At 33.6% G+C, this 19,183-nt stretch carries 10 protein-coding genes; 2 read left to right on the top strand and 8 right to left on the bottom strand.

Annotated features, from left to right (window positions below):
* Positions 1-54: 54 nt before the first annotated feature.
* The 6 genes from AST99_RS05050 to AST99_RS05025 all read right to left on the bottom strand — a co-directional run bounded on the left by AST99_RS05050 (position 55) and on the right by AST99_RS05025 (position 13,552).
* Complete coding sequence (locus AST99_RS05050) at positions 55-2,346, bottom strand: TonB-dependent receptor family protein (RefSeq protein ID WP_057779831.1); 2,292 nt, start codon at positions 2,344-2,346, stop codon at positions 55-57.
* 33 nt (positions 2,347-2,379) lie between these two features.
* Positions 2,380-3,663, bottom strand: coding sequence for a PQQ-dependent sugar dehydrogenase (locus AST99_RS05045; protein WP_057780280.1), 1,284 nt, complete (start codon positions 3,661-3,663; stop codon positions 2,380-2,382).
* 163 nt (positions 3,664-3,826) lie between these two features.
* Positions 3,827-8,332: a RecQ family ATP-dependent DNA helicase gene (locus AST99_RS05040; RefSeq protein WP_232301581.1), complete on the bottom strand. Its 4,506-nt coding sequence runs from the start codon at positions 8,330-8,332 to the stop codon at positions 3,827-3,829.
* A gap of 344 nt (positions 8,333-8,676) precedes the next feature.
* Positions 8,677-9,948: an McrC family protein gene (locus AST99_RS05035; RefSeq protein ID WP_057779827.1), complete on the bottom strand. Its 1,272-nt coding sequence runs from the start codon at positions 9,946-9,948 to the stop codon at positions 8,677-8,679.
* A gap of 3 nt (positions 9,949-9,951) precedes the next feature.
* A complete protein-coding gene (locus AST99_RS05030) occupies positions 9,952-12,861 on the bottom strand; it encodes an AAA family ATPase (protein WP_057779825.1) in 2,910 nt (969 codons plus the stop codon).
* A 55-nt stretch (positions 12,862-12,916) separates the two neighbouring features.
* Positions 12,917-13,552 carry a hypothetical protein gene (locus AST99_RS05025; protein ID WP_057779823.1) on the bottom strand — a complete coding sequence of 212 codons (636 nt, stop codon included), beginning with the start codon at positions 13,550-13,552 and terminating at the stop codon, positions 12,917-12,919.
* Between the two features lie 1,119 nt (positions 13,553-14,671).
* On the opposite strand from AST99_RS05025, the gene AST99_RS18535 reads away from it, so the two are divergent.
* Entirely contained in the window at positions 14,672-14,836 is a 165-nt protein-coding gene (locus AST99_RS18535) for a lmo0937 family membrane protein (protein WP_103192351.1), read from the top strand.
* 123 nt (positions 14,837-14,959) lie between these two features.
* On the top strand, positions 14,960-15,556 hold the full coding sequence (locus AST99_RS05020) for a hypothetical protein (RefSeq protein ID WP_057779821.1): 597 nt from the start codon (positions 14,960-14,962) through the stop codon (positions 15,554-15,556).
* A 215-nt stretch (positions 15,557-15,771) separates the two neighbouring features.
* On the opposite strand, the gene AST99_RS05015 is transcribed toward AST99_RS05020, so the two are convergent.
* The gene (locus tag AST99_RS05015) at positions 15,772-18,087 is read right to left on the bottom strand and encodes a DUF4955 domain-containing protein (RefSeq protein ID WP_057779819.1); all 2,316 of its coding nucleotides are present in this window, start codon (positions 18,085-18,087) and stop codon (positions 15,772-15,774) included.
* Between the two features lie 143 nt (positions 18,088-18,230).
* Positions 18,231-19,112 (bottom strand): alpha/beta hydrolase, encoded by an 882-nt coding sequence (locus AST99_RS05010; RefSeq protein WP_057779817.1) that lies wholly within the window; start codon positions 19,110-19,112, stop codon positions 18,231-18,233.
* Between the last annotated feature and the right edge of the window lie 71 nt (positions 19,113-19,183).

Below are 19,183 nucleotides of genomic sequence, written 5' to 3'. Positions count from 1 at the left end.
AAAATCCTAGTATACACAACGGTTTACACTTAAAAATGTAATCTATTCTAATTATTATAATGCATAATTAAGTTTTAGCCCACCATACCAGTTTCTTGGATCTCCAGGATAATAGTACCGAGGTTCGGAATCCCCAAAACCTACAGCATTAATCAATACCGAAGATGCATAAGTTTCATCTGTAAAATTATTGATACCCGCATGAAGTTCAAACGAAAGCCGTGGACTCAAATCGCTACGGTATGTGAGTTTCGTATTTAATACCGTATACGGATCAGAATACAGCGTATTGGCATCATCTAAAGGCATATCTCCTATGTGTAATACATTAGTGTTCAAACTAAAATATTTGTAAGCCAATTGCAGGCCTCCATTGATTTTGGTACTCGGCACACCCGTTAATACATTCCCAGAATAATCAGTTTCTCCATCAACAAAATTCACAAAACGGTTGTCACTAAATTCGGCATTCACATACGGTCGCAGCGACCAGCCGTTGGCAAACAATTGCGAGAACGATACAGCCACTTCAACACCCTTATGCTCGGTTTGCCCTGCATTTCTACCAATATATTGGTCGTCTCCCACCCGATCGGCAACTAACAAATTATCAATATCGAGTAAGTAGGCAGACAATTGGACGTGCATCCGTCCTTGAAAGGTATAAAAGGCACTCCCCAATTCATAATTATAACCGGTTTCTGGCCCCAAATCTGGATTAATGAGTCCGCTTGGCGTCAACGTTTCCTCTATAGACGGATAATTAAAACCGCGACTCACGTTGGCATACAACTTTATATCTGAGGTTAATTGATAGAGAAGATTAAGATTTGGAGCAAATATCGGATCGAAATTACGATCGGCAGAAGTATTAGAATCTCCCACATTAAAATAATCGGTAAACTGATAGCGTGTCGAATTCAGATTAAATCCCATTTGGAGTTTCAACGCGCCTGTAAGTTGTAAAGTGGTTGTCGCAAATAGCTGTGCGGTATATCGCTTTTCCAAATTATCACTCAACAACTCCCCTTCTAAACTTCCATTGCCATCATTACTTTCATATAGATTTTCAATAGTACGCCAAGTGTAAGCATCTTGATACAATTCGGTTCCAAAGCTTAAAGTCGACTGACGGTCAAAAAAATCAAAATCTTGAGCAAATAAAGTTCGTATTCCGTAACCGTTAGTGTATTCATCTAAAATATTAAAAGGACGTGGTTCGTAATGATCCAAGTACGAATAAAATACAGCCATGGTATTACTAAAGCGCTCAGAAAAACGGTGGGTATAATTCAAGCCCACTAAAACTTGGTCATTATCTTCATAACCTTGAGCTTGTGACCAGGTATAAGCTGCCTGAGAAGGATCGGTTTCAAAGGCTGTTTTCCCAATAGAACTGGGTATTTGCGCAAAATAATTGGTATAGTTTAATAACACCCCAAACTCATTATTAGTATTTAACTGATAGCGCGACGTGAGTAACAGTGCATTTCTACGATAGCGGCTGTTATCACGAAATCCATCGGTTTCCAAATGATCATACTGCAACTGTATGGCATAGCGATCTTCTGCAGTCCCCAAAGCAACTCTATTTTTTAGCAATCCAAAACTCCCCACACTAAAATTATTCTGTATATAAGTCTCTCCCGCAAGCGCATGTTTGGTATTCAGCAATAAGGTTCCTCCCAAATTGGTACCATACTGTGTAGCTTTAGGGCCTTTAACCACTTCTACATTTGCCATAGATTCAGGATCAAAGGCATCAATAGAAGTCTCTCCTGCTCCGTTGGTTATCGGAATTCCATCATAATAAGCTCGAATTTTATTGGTGCCATAGAGCGTTCTAGACCCCACACCGCGAATGGTAATTCTATTCGTGTTTAGCGCGCCACTTTGAATGTAAACACCTGGAGTTTGGTTGAGTGCAGACACGATATCTATCGGACTATATGCATCAAAGGTTTCTGAAGTGACTTTTGTTGTAGGAATGATAAGCTGACTCGCCTTCTGATAAGTAGAAGAGATTACAACAGGGTCTAACTCTGGATCATGGTCCAATGGTAAAAGCGTCAACACTTCATCATCTGATGTTAAGTTAACCGTTTTCACGTAATAATCGGGATGCTTCAATGTGAGCCGTAATGGAACGTCCCACGCATCTGAAAGCTGAAATGCTCCTGTGGCATCTGTGGTCGTAATTAGTGTGGTTTTGACGTACAATTCAACGCAAGAGATGCCAGCACCTTCTGAGTTTTGAATCTTACCCTGAAGTTGCTGTGCCCTAAGCGACTGCAAACCGCACAGCAATGCCATCACCAGTACGTATTTTAAAGGTGGTATCCTCATTATAATATGGGTTTGGAATTTAAAATATTTAGTTTATTTGGTGTAGCTGACTTTCCATATCAAATTCCCCGAATCGTCATTAACCAACAAATCACCTTCAGGAGTTTCAATTACACATACCGGACGCCCATACACTTCAGAATTATTGTCTTCTGCAATAAATCCCGTAAGAAAGTCTTGAGGTTCACCTGCTGGCTCACCCTTTTCAAAAGGAATAAAAACCACACGATATCCTGACAATACTGCACGGTTCCATGACCCATGCTGACCTACAAATATCCCGTGTTTGTATTTGGATGGAAACTGGTCTTTGGTATAAAATGTAAGACCTAAAGATGCAGTATGTGCACCAACAGAAACGTCGGGCACTAGGGTTTTATTCACTAAATCTGGTGCTTTCCCTGCCAAACGCGGATCTTCTATCGGGCCGTAATACGCATAAGGCCAGCCGTAAAAACCACCGCGTTTAACACCTGTCACATAATCGGGTACTAAATTATCGCCTATCTTATCGCGCTCGTTTACCGCCGTCCATAACGTACCATCGACAGGATTCCAGTCCATACCTACAGGGTTACGTAAACCACTAGCATAAATCACTTCGTTACTCCCGTCTAAACCAACTTCTAAAATATTAGCACGTCGCTCTTCTTCAGCCATTCCATGCTCCCCGACATTACTGGCCGATCCAACCGAAATATAAATCTTATCCTGAGTAGCATTCGTAATAATATTACGTGTCCAGTGATTATTATACCCGCCAGCTGGCAAGTCTACTAATTTTTCGCTTGTAACACCCTCTAAAGAAATTTGCCCGGCCTGATACGGATATTTATAGAGTCCGTCTGTATTCGCTACATAAAAGGCATCGCCAATAATAAGCATCCCTAAAGGTTGCTTTAAATCGTCTAAAAAGGTGTCGCGGACTTCAAACTTTCCGTCTTGATTTGTATCTCTTAAAATGGTAATGCGGTTCGCACTATTTTTAGTATCCGATTCTGCAACAAACACATCGCCATTCGGACCAATATACGTCCATCGCGGATGGGTAAAGCCATCAGCAAATACAGACACTGTAAATCCTTCTGGAGCCACGGGCTGTTTGCCTTCCGGCCAATCGACTAGTTTATTTTCATTCCTTACAGATTTGGTCGCATAAGGCTTTGGTAATATTAGCGGACCAATAGCTGTTTGCACCGTATCGGCGTCAGTCACAGTTTCAGATAGCGTTTCCGTGTTGTTGTCTTCAGTCTTCGTCTTACAGGACCATAAAGCGCCCATAACACAAAGCATTACAAGTAATTTTTGTGTAGTCATATCAATGCTTTTTTTTAAAAATAAAATACCCATTTAGATATTTTTAACGCAATCGATTTATTAAGAAGACTTTAACATTGTTTGAGAGCTGATTTAATGGGTGAATTAAGTCTATAATTACACGAATTTAAGCTAATACTTTAATTTCTCAAATTTATGATTACTACATACTTCTGATAAAAGTGAGCTCGGGTAAAATAATTAATAACTCTTTATCCGTTTGTTCATTATACCAATAAAGTATATAATTAATTTTAGCCTCCTTTATCATAAATCCTTTATTTTGATACGCTATTTTTTTAGCTTTAAAACTATTTGAAAACTTCAGAACACAATGGCCTGAATTATCATAACACCCAAGATCATTTACTTTTAATGAATCTCCACTTCTGAAATTAGATATAATATGCTGTTTTGATGCAAAATAATTCAACCAAACATCTTTAAATGATAGATTTATTAATAATAAATTAGATAATTTATATTCCGAACCATCAAATTTAAGATCCACGTTTGAACAATCAATATTATCCAAATAATTTCCATTTAAATGAATGGATAGATTATCTTTAGCTCTAGTCATGGCCACATAAAGCTCACGTTTCTTTGCATCGTTATCGGGATTAAATTTGTTTAAAAGAAGGATTATATTGTTAAATTCTTTTCCTTTTGATTTATGAATAGTTGATACAAAAATGGTTTCACCATTTGTTTTAGTAAAATCTTCTAGTTTCGATTCTTTAATGAATATCTCAAAATCCGATTGATATTTCTTTTTAGGGTTAGACAGTTCAAAATCTTTTATGATATGAATACATATATCTATTTTATTACTCTCCTTGTAATTATTCCATAACTTTCTTTTTGCCGCCTTCCAATTAGCTTCACTTATAATAAACTTATCTTTGCTAAAATTAAGTTGTTCAATAAAATAACGCACTTCAATTAGATTGTATAAACTAAACCCTTCATTAGTTTGAATCAGTTTTGCTTTTAATCCTTCTTGTAATAACAATCCTGTAAGTTGTAATGCTTCTGAATTGGTATGCGTTAAAACGCAAGTTGTACCAACAAAGTCTGTATCTATTATCGACTTTACAACGGGAAGCATAAGATTATTTGTAGTATATTTAATTATCTCTAATTCTCCTAGTTCATTGGTATGAGTAAATATACGACTATCCTTAAGTCGAGATTTTATTTTTTCAACGAAAATGTTAGTAAATTCTACAAGATTCGCTTTACTCCTAAAATTCTCAATCAGCTCTATCTTTTTTGCCTTTTGTTCCGTTATAAATTGTTCTAGGTATTTAGAACTGGCACCTCTAAATTCATAAATATTTTGATCATCATCCCCTACTGCAATGACTCTCATATCTTCATTATATTCCATCAAGACAGTAATTAAATCGAACTCATGTTTGTCCATGTCTTGAGCCTCATCAATCACCAAAACTGTTTTGGTAATGCGGTTTGATTCAATATCCTTATTTTGTATTTTCTCTACAGTGGCTTTTATTATAGTTTGCGATTTCTCTACGGAACCTATTTTTCCAAGAAGATCAAAACAATAGGCATGAAATGTTTTAATTTCAATAAAATTAGCAGCATTTCCAATCAAGTCAAGTAATCTTTTCTTGAATTCTGTTGCTGCTGCTCTCGAAAATGTTACCATTAATAACTGTTCATGCTTAACATCTTCCATAAGTAATAAGGAAGCAAGTTTATGAACCAATACTCTTGTTTTACCACTTCCAGGTCCAGCAGCTACGGCAATATATGGTGAAGTAGCATCTTTAATTATACCCAATTGTGCAGGTGATAATTCTCCAAAAAGTTGTCTAAATTTTTTAGGTGTAATGTTAACCAAAATTTCCTTTTCCCGCTCTCCCCTAAAATATTTCTTTAGGAATGATGTATAATTAAGCTGAAAATAATCTTCTACAAATTGCAAAGCTTCTTTGTAATCTAAAATCATTTTCTTAGCATATTCTCCAACAATGTGGATTTGTTGCACTTTGTTTTTATAGAAGTTATCTAATTTTTCGTAGTCTTCCTTTTTATACCTTATTTTATTATCCTCTTCGAGTCTTTCAATTGTTAATTTATTGTATACGATTAGAAATCCTCCTTCAATTTTAATAGAACTAATTCTTGACAAATAAAATAGAGCATCTTCAATATCGTCAATCGAAACGCCCATTTTAAATAAAGCATTCTGAGTCTCATATTCCTCTTTTAGGGAATGAACAGAAAACTCGACAAGTAACTCTTCCTTTTTTTTATCTGCTCCGGATAGACCTTCATTACTTTTTGAATATAGAAAATCGACAATAAAACCTGCTAATTCATGACGCTTTTCTAATTTTTCAGTAAGCTCTTTTTGCGAGTAGTTTGCAATTATAGTCAGTTGATTTTTCGAGAAATCTTTTGGTTTGCGCTTTATCCAATTCTTTATTACCCAAAAATTAATTATAGTCTTTAATTTGTTTGGAGAGACATCTAAACAACCTTGTTCCTCTGCCAATTCATTAAGTTCTTTTATATGAAACGTATTTTCTTGTTCCTCAAATTGCGTCAATAGAAACTTTTCTATTTTACTAATGGAATTAACAATGCTTAAAGAACGATTCTTATTTTCGCCTCGTTTTATAAATGCTGTAAGATCTTTAGTATCTGCTAATATTTTTTCTTCACGTAACAGGTTTACAATATTAATAATCTCTTCCTTTTTAATACCAAGATGATCTGAGATATGATCAATTCTAGATTCGGCTTCTTCATCCGAAGCCTGTTTTCTACTTTTACTTGAAAAAAGCTTTTTTATAATGCGGACAGCATGTAGTTTTTGTCTTTCGTTGAAATTAACAGATGTATTAATTTTATCTATAGCTTCTTGTGCATTTTTGGAAAGGATACTATTCGCAAAGATCCGTGGCATGTTCTGCCCGCGTTTTAAATAGCCTGCTTCTTCGAGGGCTGAAACGGCTGTTGTTACTCGCGTCTCTATTTCCATAACACTATCGTCCCAACCTGCTTTTCTTGCTATCTCTAGGGCTGAGTTTGAAACATTAGATCTAAACCGTGTTAACTCTTTTATAGCTTTCCAAACTTGTTGAATCTCTTTTATACTCAACTTAGTTTGATTTAGTAAGATAAAGTGCTTATCTAAATCTTGTTCATTAAAAAGCACATAACAATCTGCTGTAATATTTTCATCTCGACCTGCTCGCCCTGCTTCTTGAACATAGTTTTCTAAAGAGTCCGACAATTCGTAATGGATCACGATACCAACATCTTTTTTATCTACGCCCATTCCAAAAGCAGAGGTTGCCACCATAATATCCACATCGCCACGAATGAATGCATCTTGATTTTCCGATTTTTCTTGCTTATCCATTTTGCCATGGTAAGGCTTAGCTAAATAGCCGTCACTACACAACCGTTCAGCTATTTCATATGCCCGCTTAGTACGAGACACATAAATAATGGTCGGACAATTTTTACCATCGATTAGATTACGTAACATATCATACTTATCAATGTCCGATTCTCTTGGAATAACTTTGTAACTTAAATTTGTTCTAGAAACCTTAGAACTGTATAACTCTAATTCTAAAGACAATTTGGATCTAAAATATGTAATAATATCTTGAATTACATTTTGTTTAGCGGTTGCCGTAAAACAAGAAACTGGTATACGTGTCTCAAGTCGCTTTTTGTCTTGAAGATTTTTTATAAAATCACCTATATATAGATAGTCTACTCTAAAATCCTGTCCCCAAGATGAAAAGCAGTGGGCCTCATCAATAACAAATCTTACCACATTTCTATTCAATAGCAAGCGTTCTATTGACCTTGATCTTAGCGATTCTGGAGAGATATACAACAATGAAGCGGAACCATTTTCTACCCTTTCAAAAGATTTAGCACGTTCTATAGGATCTAACATACCATTAATGGTTACTGCTTCGGTAATATTGGACCGTTCTAAATTATCGACTTGATCTTTCATTAAAGATTGAAGTGGTGAAATGATTACAGTTAAACCTTTCACACTTTCTCCGCTCATTAGAGCTGGGACTTGAAATGTTATAGATTTACCTCCACCTGTAGGAAAAACAGCTAAAACAGATTTATTATTAATGGCGGCATTAACAGCTTCCTCTTGTAAAGCTTTGCTCCCATATACTCTATAAGCTTCATAACCAAAATATTTTTTTAACCCCCTTTTGGAATCAAGATGATTGTTGCAATAGGTGCAACCGTACAAACAAGGAGAATTTCGTAAGACATACATGACGCGTTCTACTTCTGGATAATTTTTAATTACCCAAGCTGGCGTAATCGAGTATCTACTATTTGTATTTATTAAAGCCAAACAGTACGCCAATTCTACTGGATTATCTTTTATAATTTTTTCTAAGATGGAATGCTCACATATATAATCTCTAAATTTACTTTGAATGAGAGTGACAACATCGCAAGAGTGAGTGGGAAAATTTAAATATTCGAAGAACCCAGCAAACTCTTTCTTGTCTTTAAGTAAGGTAAAGTAAATGTATTTTAATTCTGTATCTAAATCGTAAAAAGCACTGACTTCATCATTAAATAAGTCTTTGGCCTTTTTAGCATCATTTAAGGGATTGTTTAACTCTTCTGTTTGCAACTTATCATCTTTAAGTAGGGCATGATAAGGAGTGGAAGGAAATAGTAAGGGAGATAAAAAAAGCGTGTCTATAATTCTAAAGCCAGAAAAATCAAATTGTGTTGCTTTTTCTATGAAAGGTAAGTCATGCTTTATAATATTATGACCACACAAATAATCATTTAGATATATAAACTCAAGTAGCTCATTAATGGAATGTGAATGAAAAACGGAACCATTTTGTGTTACACCTCCAAAATCCAACAACTTATGAGTTTTAACATCAACTTCTGTATCAATAAATGCTATACTTTTATCCATGTATTATGCTGTTATTACTACTAAATCAATCATTTAAATCGCTATTAATTTATACTTAATCCTAAATCTAATAAGTGGATAATATCACGGGCTAAATCAGCATTCAGCTTATTATCCTTTAACACTTCAATAAATCCTAATTTACATTGATTGACTTCAGGTCTTCCTTTATGAAAATTTCCAAAAGTGGTAACTATATGGTTATTTGTTGGGTATAATAGCATGCTTTTAGGTGCATTCCAATACATATTATAAGCATACATCTGTTTCAAATCAGCATCACTAGGGTGTGCTGGATCAATCATTTTCCATTTTGTGTCAATAACGACCGTTTCCCAAGTATTGTCTATCCCCATTTTTTTAAACTGAATAACAATATCTGGTTTAATCCGTTTATGCTCCCAAAACTTGGTCCCATTTTGAAAACTCACTTTAAAGCAATCGTTTTGATATTTTGCTAAGGCTCTATACACATATTCTTCCCAAAGCTTATTCATATCAAATAATAAGGCTAACATCTGTTCTGAGCCACCTCTTATATCTGGAGAATAATTAAACAAAATCATTTTAGAGATTTTTAAAGCTTCTGCATACGATGCCGTTTTTCGTCCTAATTTTAAGCTAGTAAAACTACTTTTTGTAATGTTTGGTGTACGCATTTCTGGAAACCGAAAAAGTGTTCGGTTTATAGCATCACTTAAGACAGATTGATGAGTCATCTGTTTTAAAACAAGTAACGTTTGATACAGAATTTGATTGATTAAATGGTTTTGATCATAAACTTGATGCTTGGTAAAAAAACGTTCCTTATGAATACTATTTTGTTGAATGTGTTGACTAAATTGTAACTGACCTTTTAAGGCCTTTATGTTTCCTGAATACTTCCGATATTGCTTTACCAATCCTTGCCCTAAAAGCATATTCACTTCTTGAATAAAAATACCGAAGTACAGATCGAGTAAAGAATTATTTCTTTGCCTTAAGGCGGCATCACTAACAGCATCAACTTTTATACGTTTACATTTTGCTAGCATATGTAGTAAAACGGTATGCCATGTTTTCTTATCTCCTGAATTTCCAATATTTTTGTCGGCTTTCGGCAATATCTCAATGGTCACACTACCAACTTGTAAAACGCCAACATAGTTTTTAAAACGTACGCCATTTCTCACACCTTCAAAATACATATTGTGATGCGTATCGTTATATTGCCATAAAGTATTCATAACTTTTAAGCCTATAGATTCCGAGGTAAAATATCGCGTATCATTAGCTTTTAAAGTTTCAAATTCGAAGACCTGAATGAGTTGATTCATAACTTAAATGGCTTTAAAATCCCAAAATTGTTCGTCTCGAATTATATAGATAGGCCGTTCTTTTAAATCTGAAATAACGTCGCCATCGTAATCATTAAAACTTGAAAAACTAAAATTTGAAGTCGGTACTTTCTCAACAAAACTACCACCTAGTACTAGACCTAATTTTCCAAAGTCACCATAAAAATATTCTTCGAGTAAAGGAATTACGTTATTTCTAAAACAGGATTTTAAACCCTCTAAATCTTTAACTTTTAAAAAGTAACTATGCCCTATACAGTGGTCTTTATCTATAAGTTTTTCAATCCGACTATTTATATTATTCATCAATTCTTTTAAATCAATACCATCTACGGTAACACCATCTAGCAAATCTGGTCTGGGCGCCATTTCTTTAAATTCAAAACGCCGTCTTAAGGCCGAATCTAAAGCTTCAACCGATTTATCGGCGGTATTCATCGTACCTATAATAAATAGATTTTTAGGAACAGAAAATGATTCTTTTGAATAGGGAAGCGTGAGACTTAAGGACTCTTTATTCCCTTTTCTTTTATCGGATTCCAAAAGCGTTATCAGTTCTCCAAAAATTCCAGATACATTACCTCTATTTATTTCATCGATAATTAAAACATAATTAAGATGATTTGAAGGCTTTGTTTTATTAGATAACAAGCTTTCTAGGTAATATATTTTAATATCATCATTATCAAACTGATAAATTGTTTGTTGCGATATGCCTTTTTCAACAAATACACTGGGGTTTGCGTCCACCCCAGTAGCAATCCATTCTACATCTCTAAATTGATGATATTTAATATCTGAAGACTCGACATATTCATAATCGCCTTTTATAACACCAATAGCATCAATAATATGATTTCCCAAAGATACTAGAACAACATCCCCCTTTTTCATCGTATTTATAAACCTATGAGTAGCCGTTATGGAATAGGTTGTTTGCTCTGCTAAATCTGGAAACTTAGCTATAAAGTCTTTTTTGTAAGTATTCCAATCTTTAGACCTTAGACTAGATAAATCATTATTTTCTCCGTAACCAAGCCCCACTTTGTTATTGGCAATACACCAATCGTGAACATCCTTACGGTTTTTTCCGCCAATACTCATTTTAAAATAATTACAATTTCTAAAATCGACATTTACAGATCCTGACTTTATATCGCCTTGAACCCCTTTGGCACGGTTAGAAATAATTTTAAAAACACCCTCTTGAATCTCGTATGCTATATTTTTGTCGTTTTGATTTAGTACGGGTTTTATCCCTTCGACAAAATCTTCGTAACTCATAGATTGATGAAAAGTGGTAAACATAACTTGCCCATCTTGAACGAGCCTGTTATATTCATTTTTTAGAATAGTCCGATCTTGATTTACATCAAACTCAGGATTAGCAATAGCAATGGCTGTATTTATAGTATTATAGGTTTTCCCAGTTCCTGGAGGACCGTAAAAAATTTGATTTAGAGGAAATTTTATAACAGGCAAAGCTGATCTTTCCGTTTTTTCTTCATTCATTGTACTCATAAGGTATTGATAATAAAATTCGTGATTAGAAGATTCCGAATTATAGGTTGTAATATCTGTTAGCGTTTTTGTAATCATATTATGAGATACCTCCCATCTACCTTTAAGCTTCCAATCTACTTTTCTACAATGTTTATACCCCTCTCGGTGATCATCAAAAAAATAATTAGAACTTACGGTACCATACCCTAACAATACATTGCGCCCGTTTTTTGATATAATAACATCACCAATTTTTATTTTATTAGCCAAATCGTCATTTGCTGTGACATCATTCCTTTTATCTGTATCGCCACCGTAACTATTTATTAAAGCCTCTTTTATTGCGTCTCTAGAGCTGTACTGCGTTAAATCACCTATTTCGTCCCAACCTAAGGCCATAATACCATTCTTATAAAATGCATCCCAATGCTCTGCATTATTTCCTGGTGCATATAGCCAATAATTAGGTGGCGTATAATCATATTGCTCCTTTAAAAATTTAATGTAATTATTTTTACCTAAAATAGCTTTTGGAATACCATTACTATGTTTAGAATCGTATGCTACAAAATCAGGATTTTTACTTCGCTCTTTCTTACTTAACAAAAACAGTATTGTACTTACTAAGTCATTTATTTTTTTAGGATCTACTAAGAAAAAGTCTATATCTTCAAAATAAGTATTAATTTCATCTAATCGTTCTTCAATAGAAAGTGTCGAATTACCAAAATAGGCTCTATACGACTCGAAAGTGTTTATATTTAACCATTTTGCAAAATCCTTTTTTACATTAATTAATCGCATTTCGTATTGTTTCCAAAGATCATGGACATAGATAAAATAATCGGTCTCTTTTGGCTTTAAAGCCAGTATAGATTGATGAAATTCAGAAACAGGTGTTTTATTAGTGTAATTAATATTTTGATTACTAGCAATAACACGTAAGGCATCCAACTTAAACACATTTAAGCAATTATATTCTCCATATAAAAAAGCGATCTTCCACTTATAGGCATGGCCTAAATCAATAGCGTCTATTGCTTTTAGGTTTCCGAATTGAATAGCTTTTGCTATTTTTATAATAATCGTTTTAATAGTAGTAAAAGCATCTTCTTTAGTGTCGCCATATTTTCCATACCAAGCATAATCTCCATCAGATTTTCTTTTATCATCATAATTTACAGATTCTAAATCTCTTCTTTTAAATATTCCAAATTTATAAGAAGACCCACCCCAAATACTTCCCAAATCAGATGTTATAGCTTCTACCCAATAACAAAAAGATGTTTTATCTAGATTTGTATACTCCTCCAAGGTCATCTGTTCTAACTTCTCAATGGGCCAATTGGCTAAAAAATCTACTTTTAATGTATATAATGCTGTATTCATATTGTGTTATTATGACCTGTTTTATTTGAACAAAAAAATCTACTTAATCTTAATTCTATTTATAAATTTTTACCACATATTTTTCAAAGGCAATTCCTCGACTGGTAGGTGCTGTATCGCACATAAAGTAACGTCCAGGTTCTGTTGAAATACGCAACTGAACTTTCCCATTATCCTGTCTGATGTAAAAATACCGTTGTGGTAAGTCAAAGGTTCCTTTTGGCAGTCGTAGCCAATACAATTGACGTTTTCCTTTTAAAAGTAAATGCAAATCTTGTTTAAATAATTCAATAGGAATATCAAACCACCATACGGGCACTGTTGAGTTTATATTTGAAAAACGTGTATTCGAAGTGGTAAGATCATAACGATCTTGATCTTTATTTATAAAATAGATCGTAGCACCTTTACCTAGTCTTTTTAGATCCGATAGACCTGTGTCAAGGCCAGTAAATTCTTTTGGTGATATACCTCTTTGTGGTGATAACTTATCTGAAGGTTTTGTCTGAGATTTAGAGCTTAAATCTAATTGATTATGTATTTTAAAAACTTTTTTATTTAAAAAATCAATCTCTTGTACAACCTCTTCTAAAGCATTTTCTAAGACTTTAATACGCGTACTTAAAACATAAACAACTATTATTAGAATAACACTTAGTGTTATTAAAAGGATAATATTGAAACTTTGCATTATTTTAAATGTATTTAAAACCTACTACAAAGAAGCATTTTATTAACTTCAATAGACAAGTAATTTGCAACGAATCTATAGAACTTGTTTTTAAAAGGTGAACTGTATTGTATTTAGACATAGACGGGTAGTAATAATTTATCACGTTCTAAAAATACAAAACACATTGCATATTGTCTTACGGAAAGCCGTAATAATTATAGGTTTTATTGTACAACCATTTTATTTTAAAAATCACTTGATAAAAAAATTACCTCAATTCATACCAACAAGTAACCATATTATCCAAAAGCACATAAAACAAAGCTCTTAACTATCATTTTGCCATACTTAAACTATAAACACGAAATAAGACTAAGACTAACAATTGTCAAAAAAAGTCTTAAGCTCAGCAGCTTATTTCACCATTACCAAACACACCTCTCTAGGCGTAAATACTAAAACACATCATATCTTTATTTGACAGTTTAGATGCTTGTTATTTAGGTCAAACTAGTAAAATACACAGATAAACAGTCGATTAAGAACAATATTTAGTGCATTCGAGTTAAACCTTAAGAAACTCAATAAGTAATTTTACGGTATTAAATTTTTGAATCCTTAATACCCGCTGAAACAGATAAATTATGTGGATGCGGGTTTTTAGTGTCGATACCTCATTACTATAATGATTGACAACATAGCAATTAATACCGCCTAATAACAACTGCAACGTACTACGCATTACTTCAAGAGATTTGGTTTCCATGAAAAATGACCTGCACTTCTCGTACCAATTGTCAATATTTTAAATAACATGAGATACTTCTTATTAAGAGTCTCCTTCCATAAATACTAAGCTGAAGAGCAATATTTTATACAACTAGATCAATCAAACTCACGTCTATAAATTCATCAGATTACAAATCTCATCCCTACTTCAGACATTAAAAACGACAAAAACCACATATAACACACTCGTTATAAGTAGTTAACACAGACGCTAAAAATGAATAGAGTTAACATCCGAGATGCTTTGAGTTAATATATATCCTTAAAGTCTACTAATTTAGGTCTTGCAACGGAAGTTGTAGAATTAAAAATCTAATAAATACAATGTAAAACCTAAAAAACTGTAATATGAGAAATATACTTTGGCTAATAGCTCTAATTTGTATTGTAACCTGGATATTAGGATTTTTTGGAGTCATCGCTAGTCTGACTCAAGAGAGTTTAACGCATGTATTGCTTGTGGTAGCCTTAATGGCCATTTCTAACAATTTGATTGACGGCAGACGCATTTAAGAGAAAATATTTTCATTATAATGACTGTATACAAGACATAGTACAACCATTGTTCTATTCTAGATATTAATATACAGATAACCGTCACAAACAATACCAGTATAACCACATGTCTACCAGCTTATGAAACTATCAAAACACAACATGCAAGCGCTTTTGGGCGGACTCACAGCAACCATTATTGTTGGAATTGGAGCTTTTGTTTTAGGATCCGTAAGTGGCTATGAAGCCCAACAATTAATCAGAGCCTCCTTATCTGGAATTAATACGTTATGCAATACAGTAGTGCTTGCTTCGGCTACTATCTTAGCTTTATTACTGACCTTATTAAGTGTAAGCTCGAATACCAAATCGAAATTAACAGACGATCATTACAAGCACATTCTAACCATTGCCAAAACAGTAACCATCGTACTCGTAACCTCCATGATTATCTTTCAACTGTTTAATATTCCCATTGTGGAAGCAGATAGTGTGCCTCCTTCTTGGTTTACCGTAGTGTACTACATGAGTTTGGGTTTATCGGCCATAATTAGTGGTGGTCTAATTGTCGTTGTATTAATGCTTTACTATACTGTAGCGAGCATTATTAAAATTGTAGGACTGGGCGTTGAAGATCATCCGCTTGTCTATATCGATGAAGATAAGCCTAAAGAAAAGAATGACAAGACAAACCACAATGAGACAAAGGATGAGAAATCAAATGAACATTCCGATTAAAAATAGAGTAATCAAATTATTTATAATATATGAAAGCCGATGAATATTATAAATAAACATTCATAGAATTGATTTAAACACAAAAACACATAAAAAACTGTGATTTAATGTTTTAAAAAATATTAAATGGGTATCTAACAATAAGATACCCACTTCACTTATAAAATAATTATAGTATTTACTAAAAAAATATAGGTTTGAAATTCTGTGAAAAATTAATTTTTTAAAAGCTTAAAAATTTTAGTCTCCCCTATATCATTAGTCAAGCTAAGAAAATAGACTCCCACGTTAGTATTTGGAATATTTATTGGATTTACTCCACTATCTAAATTTATTTCTTTTTGGATAATTCTTCCTCCAATATCGTAAATAACAGCAGTAGCTGGTTTATCGAGTTTTAAATTAAATACTCCCGTATTGGAAGGGTTAGGGTATAATTTAACATCTAAAAAATCACTTTCTGATACACTTAGTGTTGACGTTCGAGACCATTTAATATTATCGAATGCTATAGCCAAACTTCTATATTCCTCTCCTGAGTCAGGGACACTTGCATTGCGAATGGCCAATACAAAGTCTTCTGTAACATCAATATTATCAACAGAAAAAGTATAAACTTCATCTCCTTTATGTTCAATAGAGCCAGCAACAACTCCATTTATAAGTAATTCCACTTTTCTGGTTTCGGCTAAATCCCAAAGATTTTTACATTCCACTGAAAATGAATTTAAACCTCCGCGAATTGGGCTAGAAGTAATTCCGGTAACGCCTTTCTGAAAATATATTTCTTTAGTATCGTCTATAAACCCACTAACACCTTTAGCATTCACATTCCAATTAAAGCCATTATCTCCGATGTAGGATACGCTTCCCCAAGTATCTAGCTCTAAATTATTGATGGTCTCTGTGTAATTATCAGCCACTAAATACCATTCATCTTTTAACTCCTCAAATTCAGACATTGCGGCATCAATCCAAGCCGGTTTAGTTCCTAACCTATGTTCTATTTGGGCCTCATATAAAGATTCAGGATACACTTTAGCACCATTACTTTCTTCATATTTTACACTTTCTTGATTAAAGGTCGTTGATGTACCATGCATTCCTACTATAATTGGATTTGCTACTACAGCTGCACAATAATTACAAAACCACCAAAAATTATAATTAGAAACAGCTAAAGGTCCGACTCTACTTAAATTCCATAATGTTAACCCTCCTAGGTGATTTGGTAAGTTTTCTGTTGCACCTCCATTTCCTACAAGATCATATTCTTCGTAAGCATCAAAGAGGTTTGATCTAGGAAAACTACCATGAAAATCTATACCTCGCCCATTTGTAGATTCTACTCTCCAAGCAACCGATCCTGTAGTATATCCAGACATGTTAACACCATGGTATTGACCTGTATTAGTATTGTCCCAAATTAATCCAGCTAATGATCGTGAGGCTTTAGCAATATCTACAGTACTATGTCCACGAACTCCATCTAATAAAATTTGAATTATAGAGATCGCATAAGAGTCTACTGTAGATGCTATATAAGATACATTTGTAAATCGTGAACGTCTTACCCAACAATGAGCTGCATTTGTAAATCTGGTAGCTCTCCATCCTGAATCTCCTTGGTAGTTTTGTAAATGAACATATGGTCCTTTAAAGTTTGCTTTAAAATGAATATCTTCAAACCCTGACTCTTCAATCATATTCCACCCTTGAACAGTCCAACCATGAGTTGATTCAATATCATCAATAAATTCATCTTTTAAGTACACTTTGTTACCAGATATATAATCAATTTCATGGAACTCTTTTGCTTCCACTCCTGTGTCATTAATATTTGTCCAAATACTATTTACTTCTGTAATACCATCTAGATACAAACTATTTGCATCTATATTAGGAGCCATATACATTCGGATAAATTTAAATCCATTAAAAACACTAGCATTATCAACGGTTATATAATTTGTACCTTTATCGCTATCAGCTATTAAATTTGTGTGAGTTGATACTTCTTCTGTACCAATGAAACTAAACATAGGATTACATTGAGATACACCCACCATTCCTGGTTCTTGAGCCATAACATTCTTCATATTAATAATAGTACCTCCAATACCTGAGCCACTACCTCTTAACACAATATGAGATCCCGAAATTATTATTGATTGATCATTCCCCGAAGTCGCATTAACAATAAATTCACCTTCTGGAAAAAACACTATTCCTCCTCCTGCTGCTTCTGCCGCAGCTATGGCTCCTCTAATACCATCTTCGTCTGAAGTGTCGTCGTTTGCTATAGCTCCATAATCTGTAACATTAAATATTGTAGCGTTACTACTAGGAATGGATTCTGCTCCTAGCTTATACCCTGCATAACTATAGTTTGGCAGATCTGGAATCTCTGAATTATTAATCTCTCCAATATATTTCTTCCAAATTTGTGCCTCTTGAGCCATTAAATTCGGAATATTAATTAGACTTATAAAAAATAAAGTTGTTACATAATAAATGTTGGTTTTTCTCATAATGTTGGTTTTAAAGTTAAGTTATTAGTGTTCTCGAGCACATTTTTAATCAAAAAAATATATCTCAGTAATTTATTATTACAGAAGCCAAATTTTTGCCTTCTTGATCCCTTTTCTAGAATGACTACAATTACAAAATATGATTAAAGAAATCCATGGAGCTTTAACCAACTTTGGCAATTATTTTTCCAATGTAAATTAGTTTTATCATTACATAACCCAAATCCATGACCACCTTTTTCGAACACGTGTAGCTCTGCTGAAACATTCTGTTTCTTTAAGGCTAAATAATATTTAAGACTGTTTTCTACCGGTACTGATAAATCATCAGATGCATGAACTATAAAAGTCATTATACTATTTTTATCAATATGTAATTCTGCTGAATGTTTTATAACAGACGATTTACATGGCGATATTCCCAGTAATTTGCTTTTAGAGCCTTTATGTGTTATGGTTTCTTCCATGCTGATCACTGGATAAATTAGCAATAGAAAATTTGGTTTCGCACTTGTTTTATTTGACTTATAAACAACATCATTATAACAATTTGATAATGTTGCGGCAAGGTGTCCACCTGCCGAAAAACCTAGAACTCCTATTTTATCAATATTTAAGTTGTACCTCTTAACATTTTCTCTGACATACCGCATAGCTTCTTGAGCATCTTGTAATGGACCTATTGTCTTATCTTCCATGATTACATCAGATGGTAACCTATACTTTAACACAAATGCAGTAATTCCTATACTACTTAACCATTTTCCTATTTTAAATCCTTCCTTATCTATCGATAAACGAGAATACCCTCCACCAGGAAAAATTAACACACCTGTCTGATTCGGTTTTTCGAACTTTGGTTGGAAAATGGTTAAAGTTGGGGTTGAAACATGAGATGTACTTACTAACAAATTTTCTTTATAAACCGGCAATTCTTTATAATCTGAATTTGATATTTCATTAGGAATTTTTGTCTTCCAAAGAGGTATCGTCTCAGCATCTTGAAAATAAAGAAATTTGCTCATTTTATAAATAATCAAATAAGGAACAACATATTATACTATTAAAAATGCCAGCGCACAAATGCTTCCATAGC

The sequence above is a fragment of the Formosa algae genome (genome assembly GCF_001439665.1).
Classification (GTDB): Bacteria; Bacteroidota; Bacteroidia; order Flavobacteriales; family Flavobacteriaceae; genus Formosa; species Formosa algae.
The sequence above is the reverse complement of the archived record's forward strand: the minus strand, read 5'-3'. Positions and strand labels throughout refer to the sequence as shown.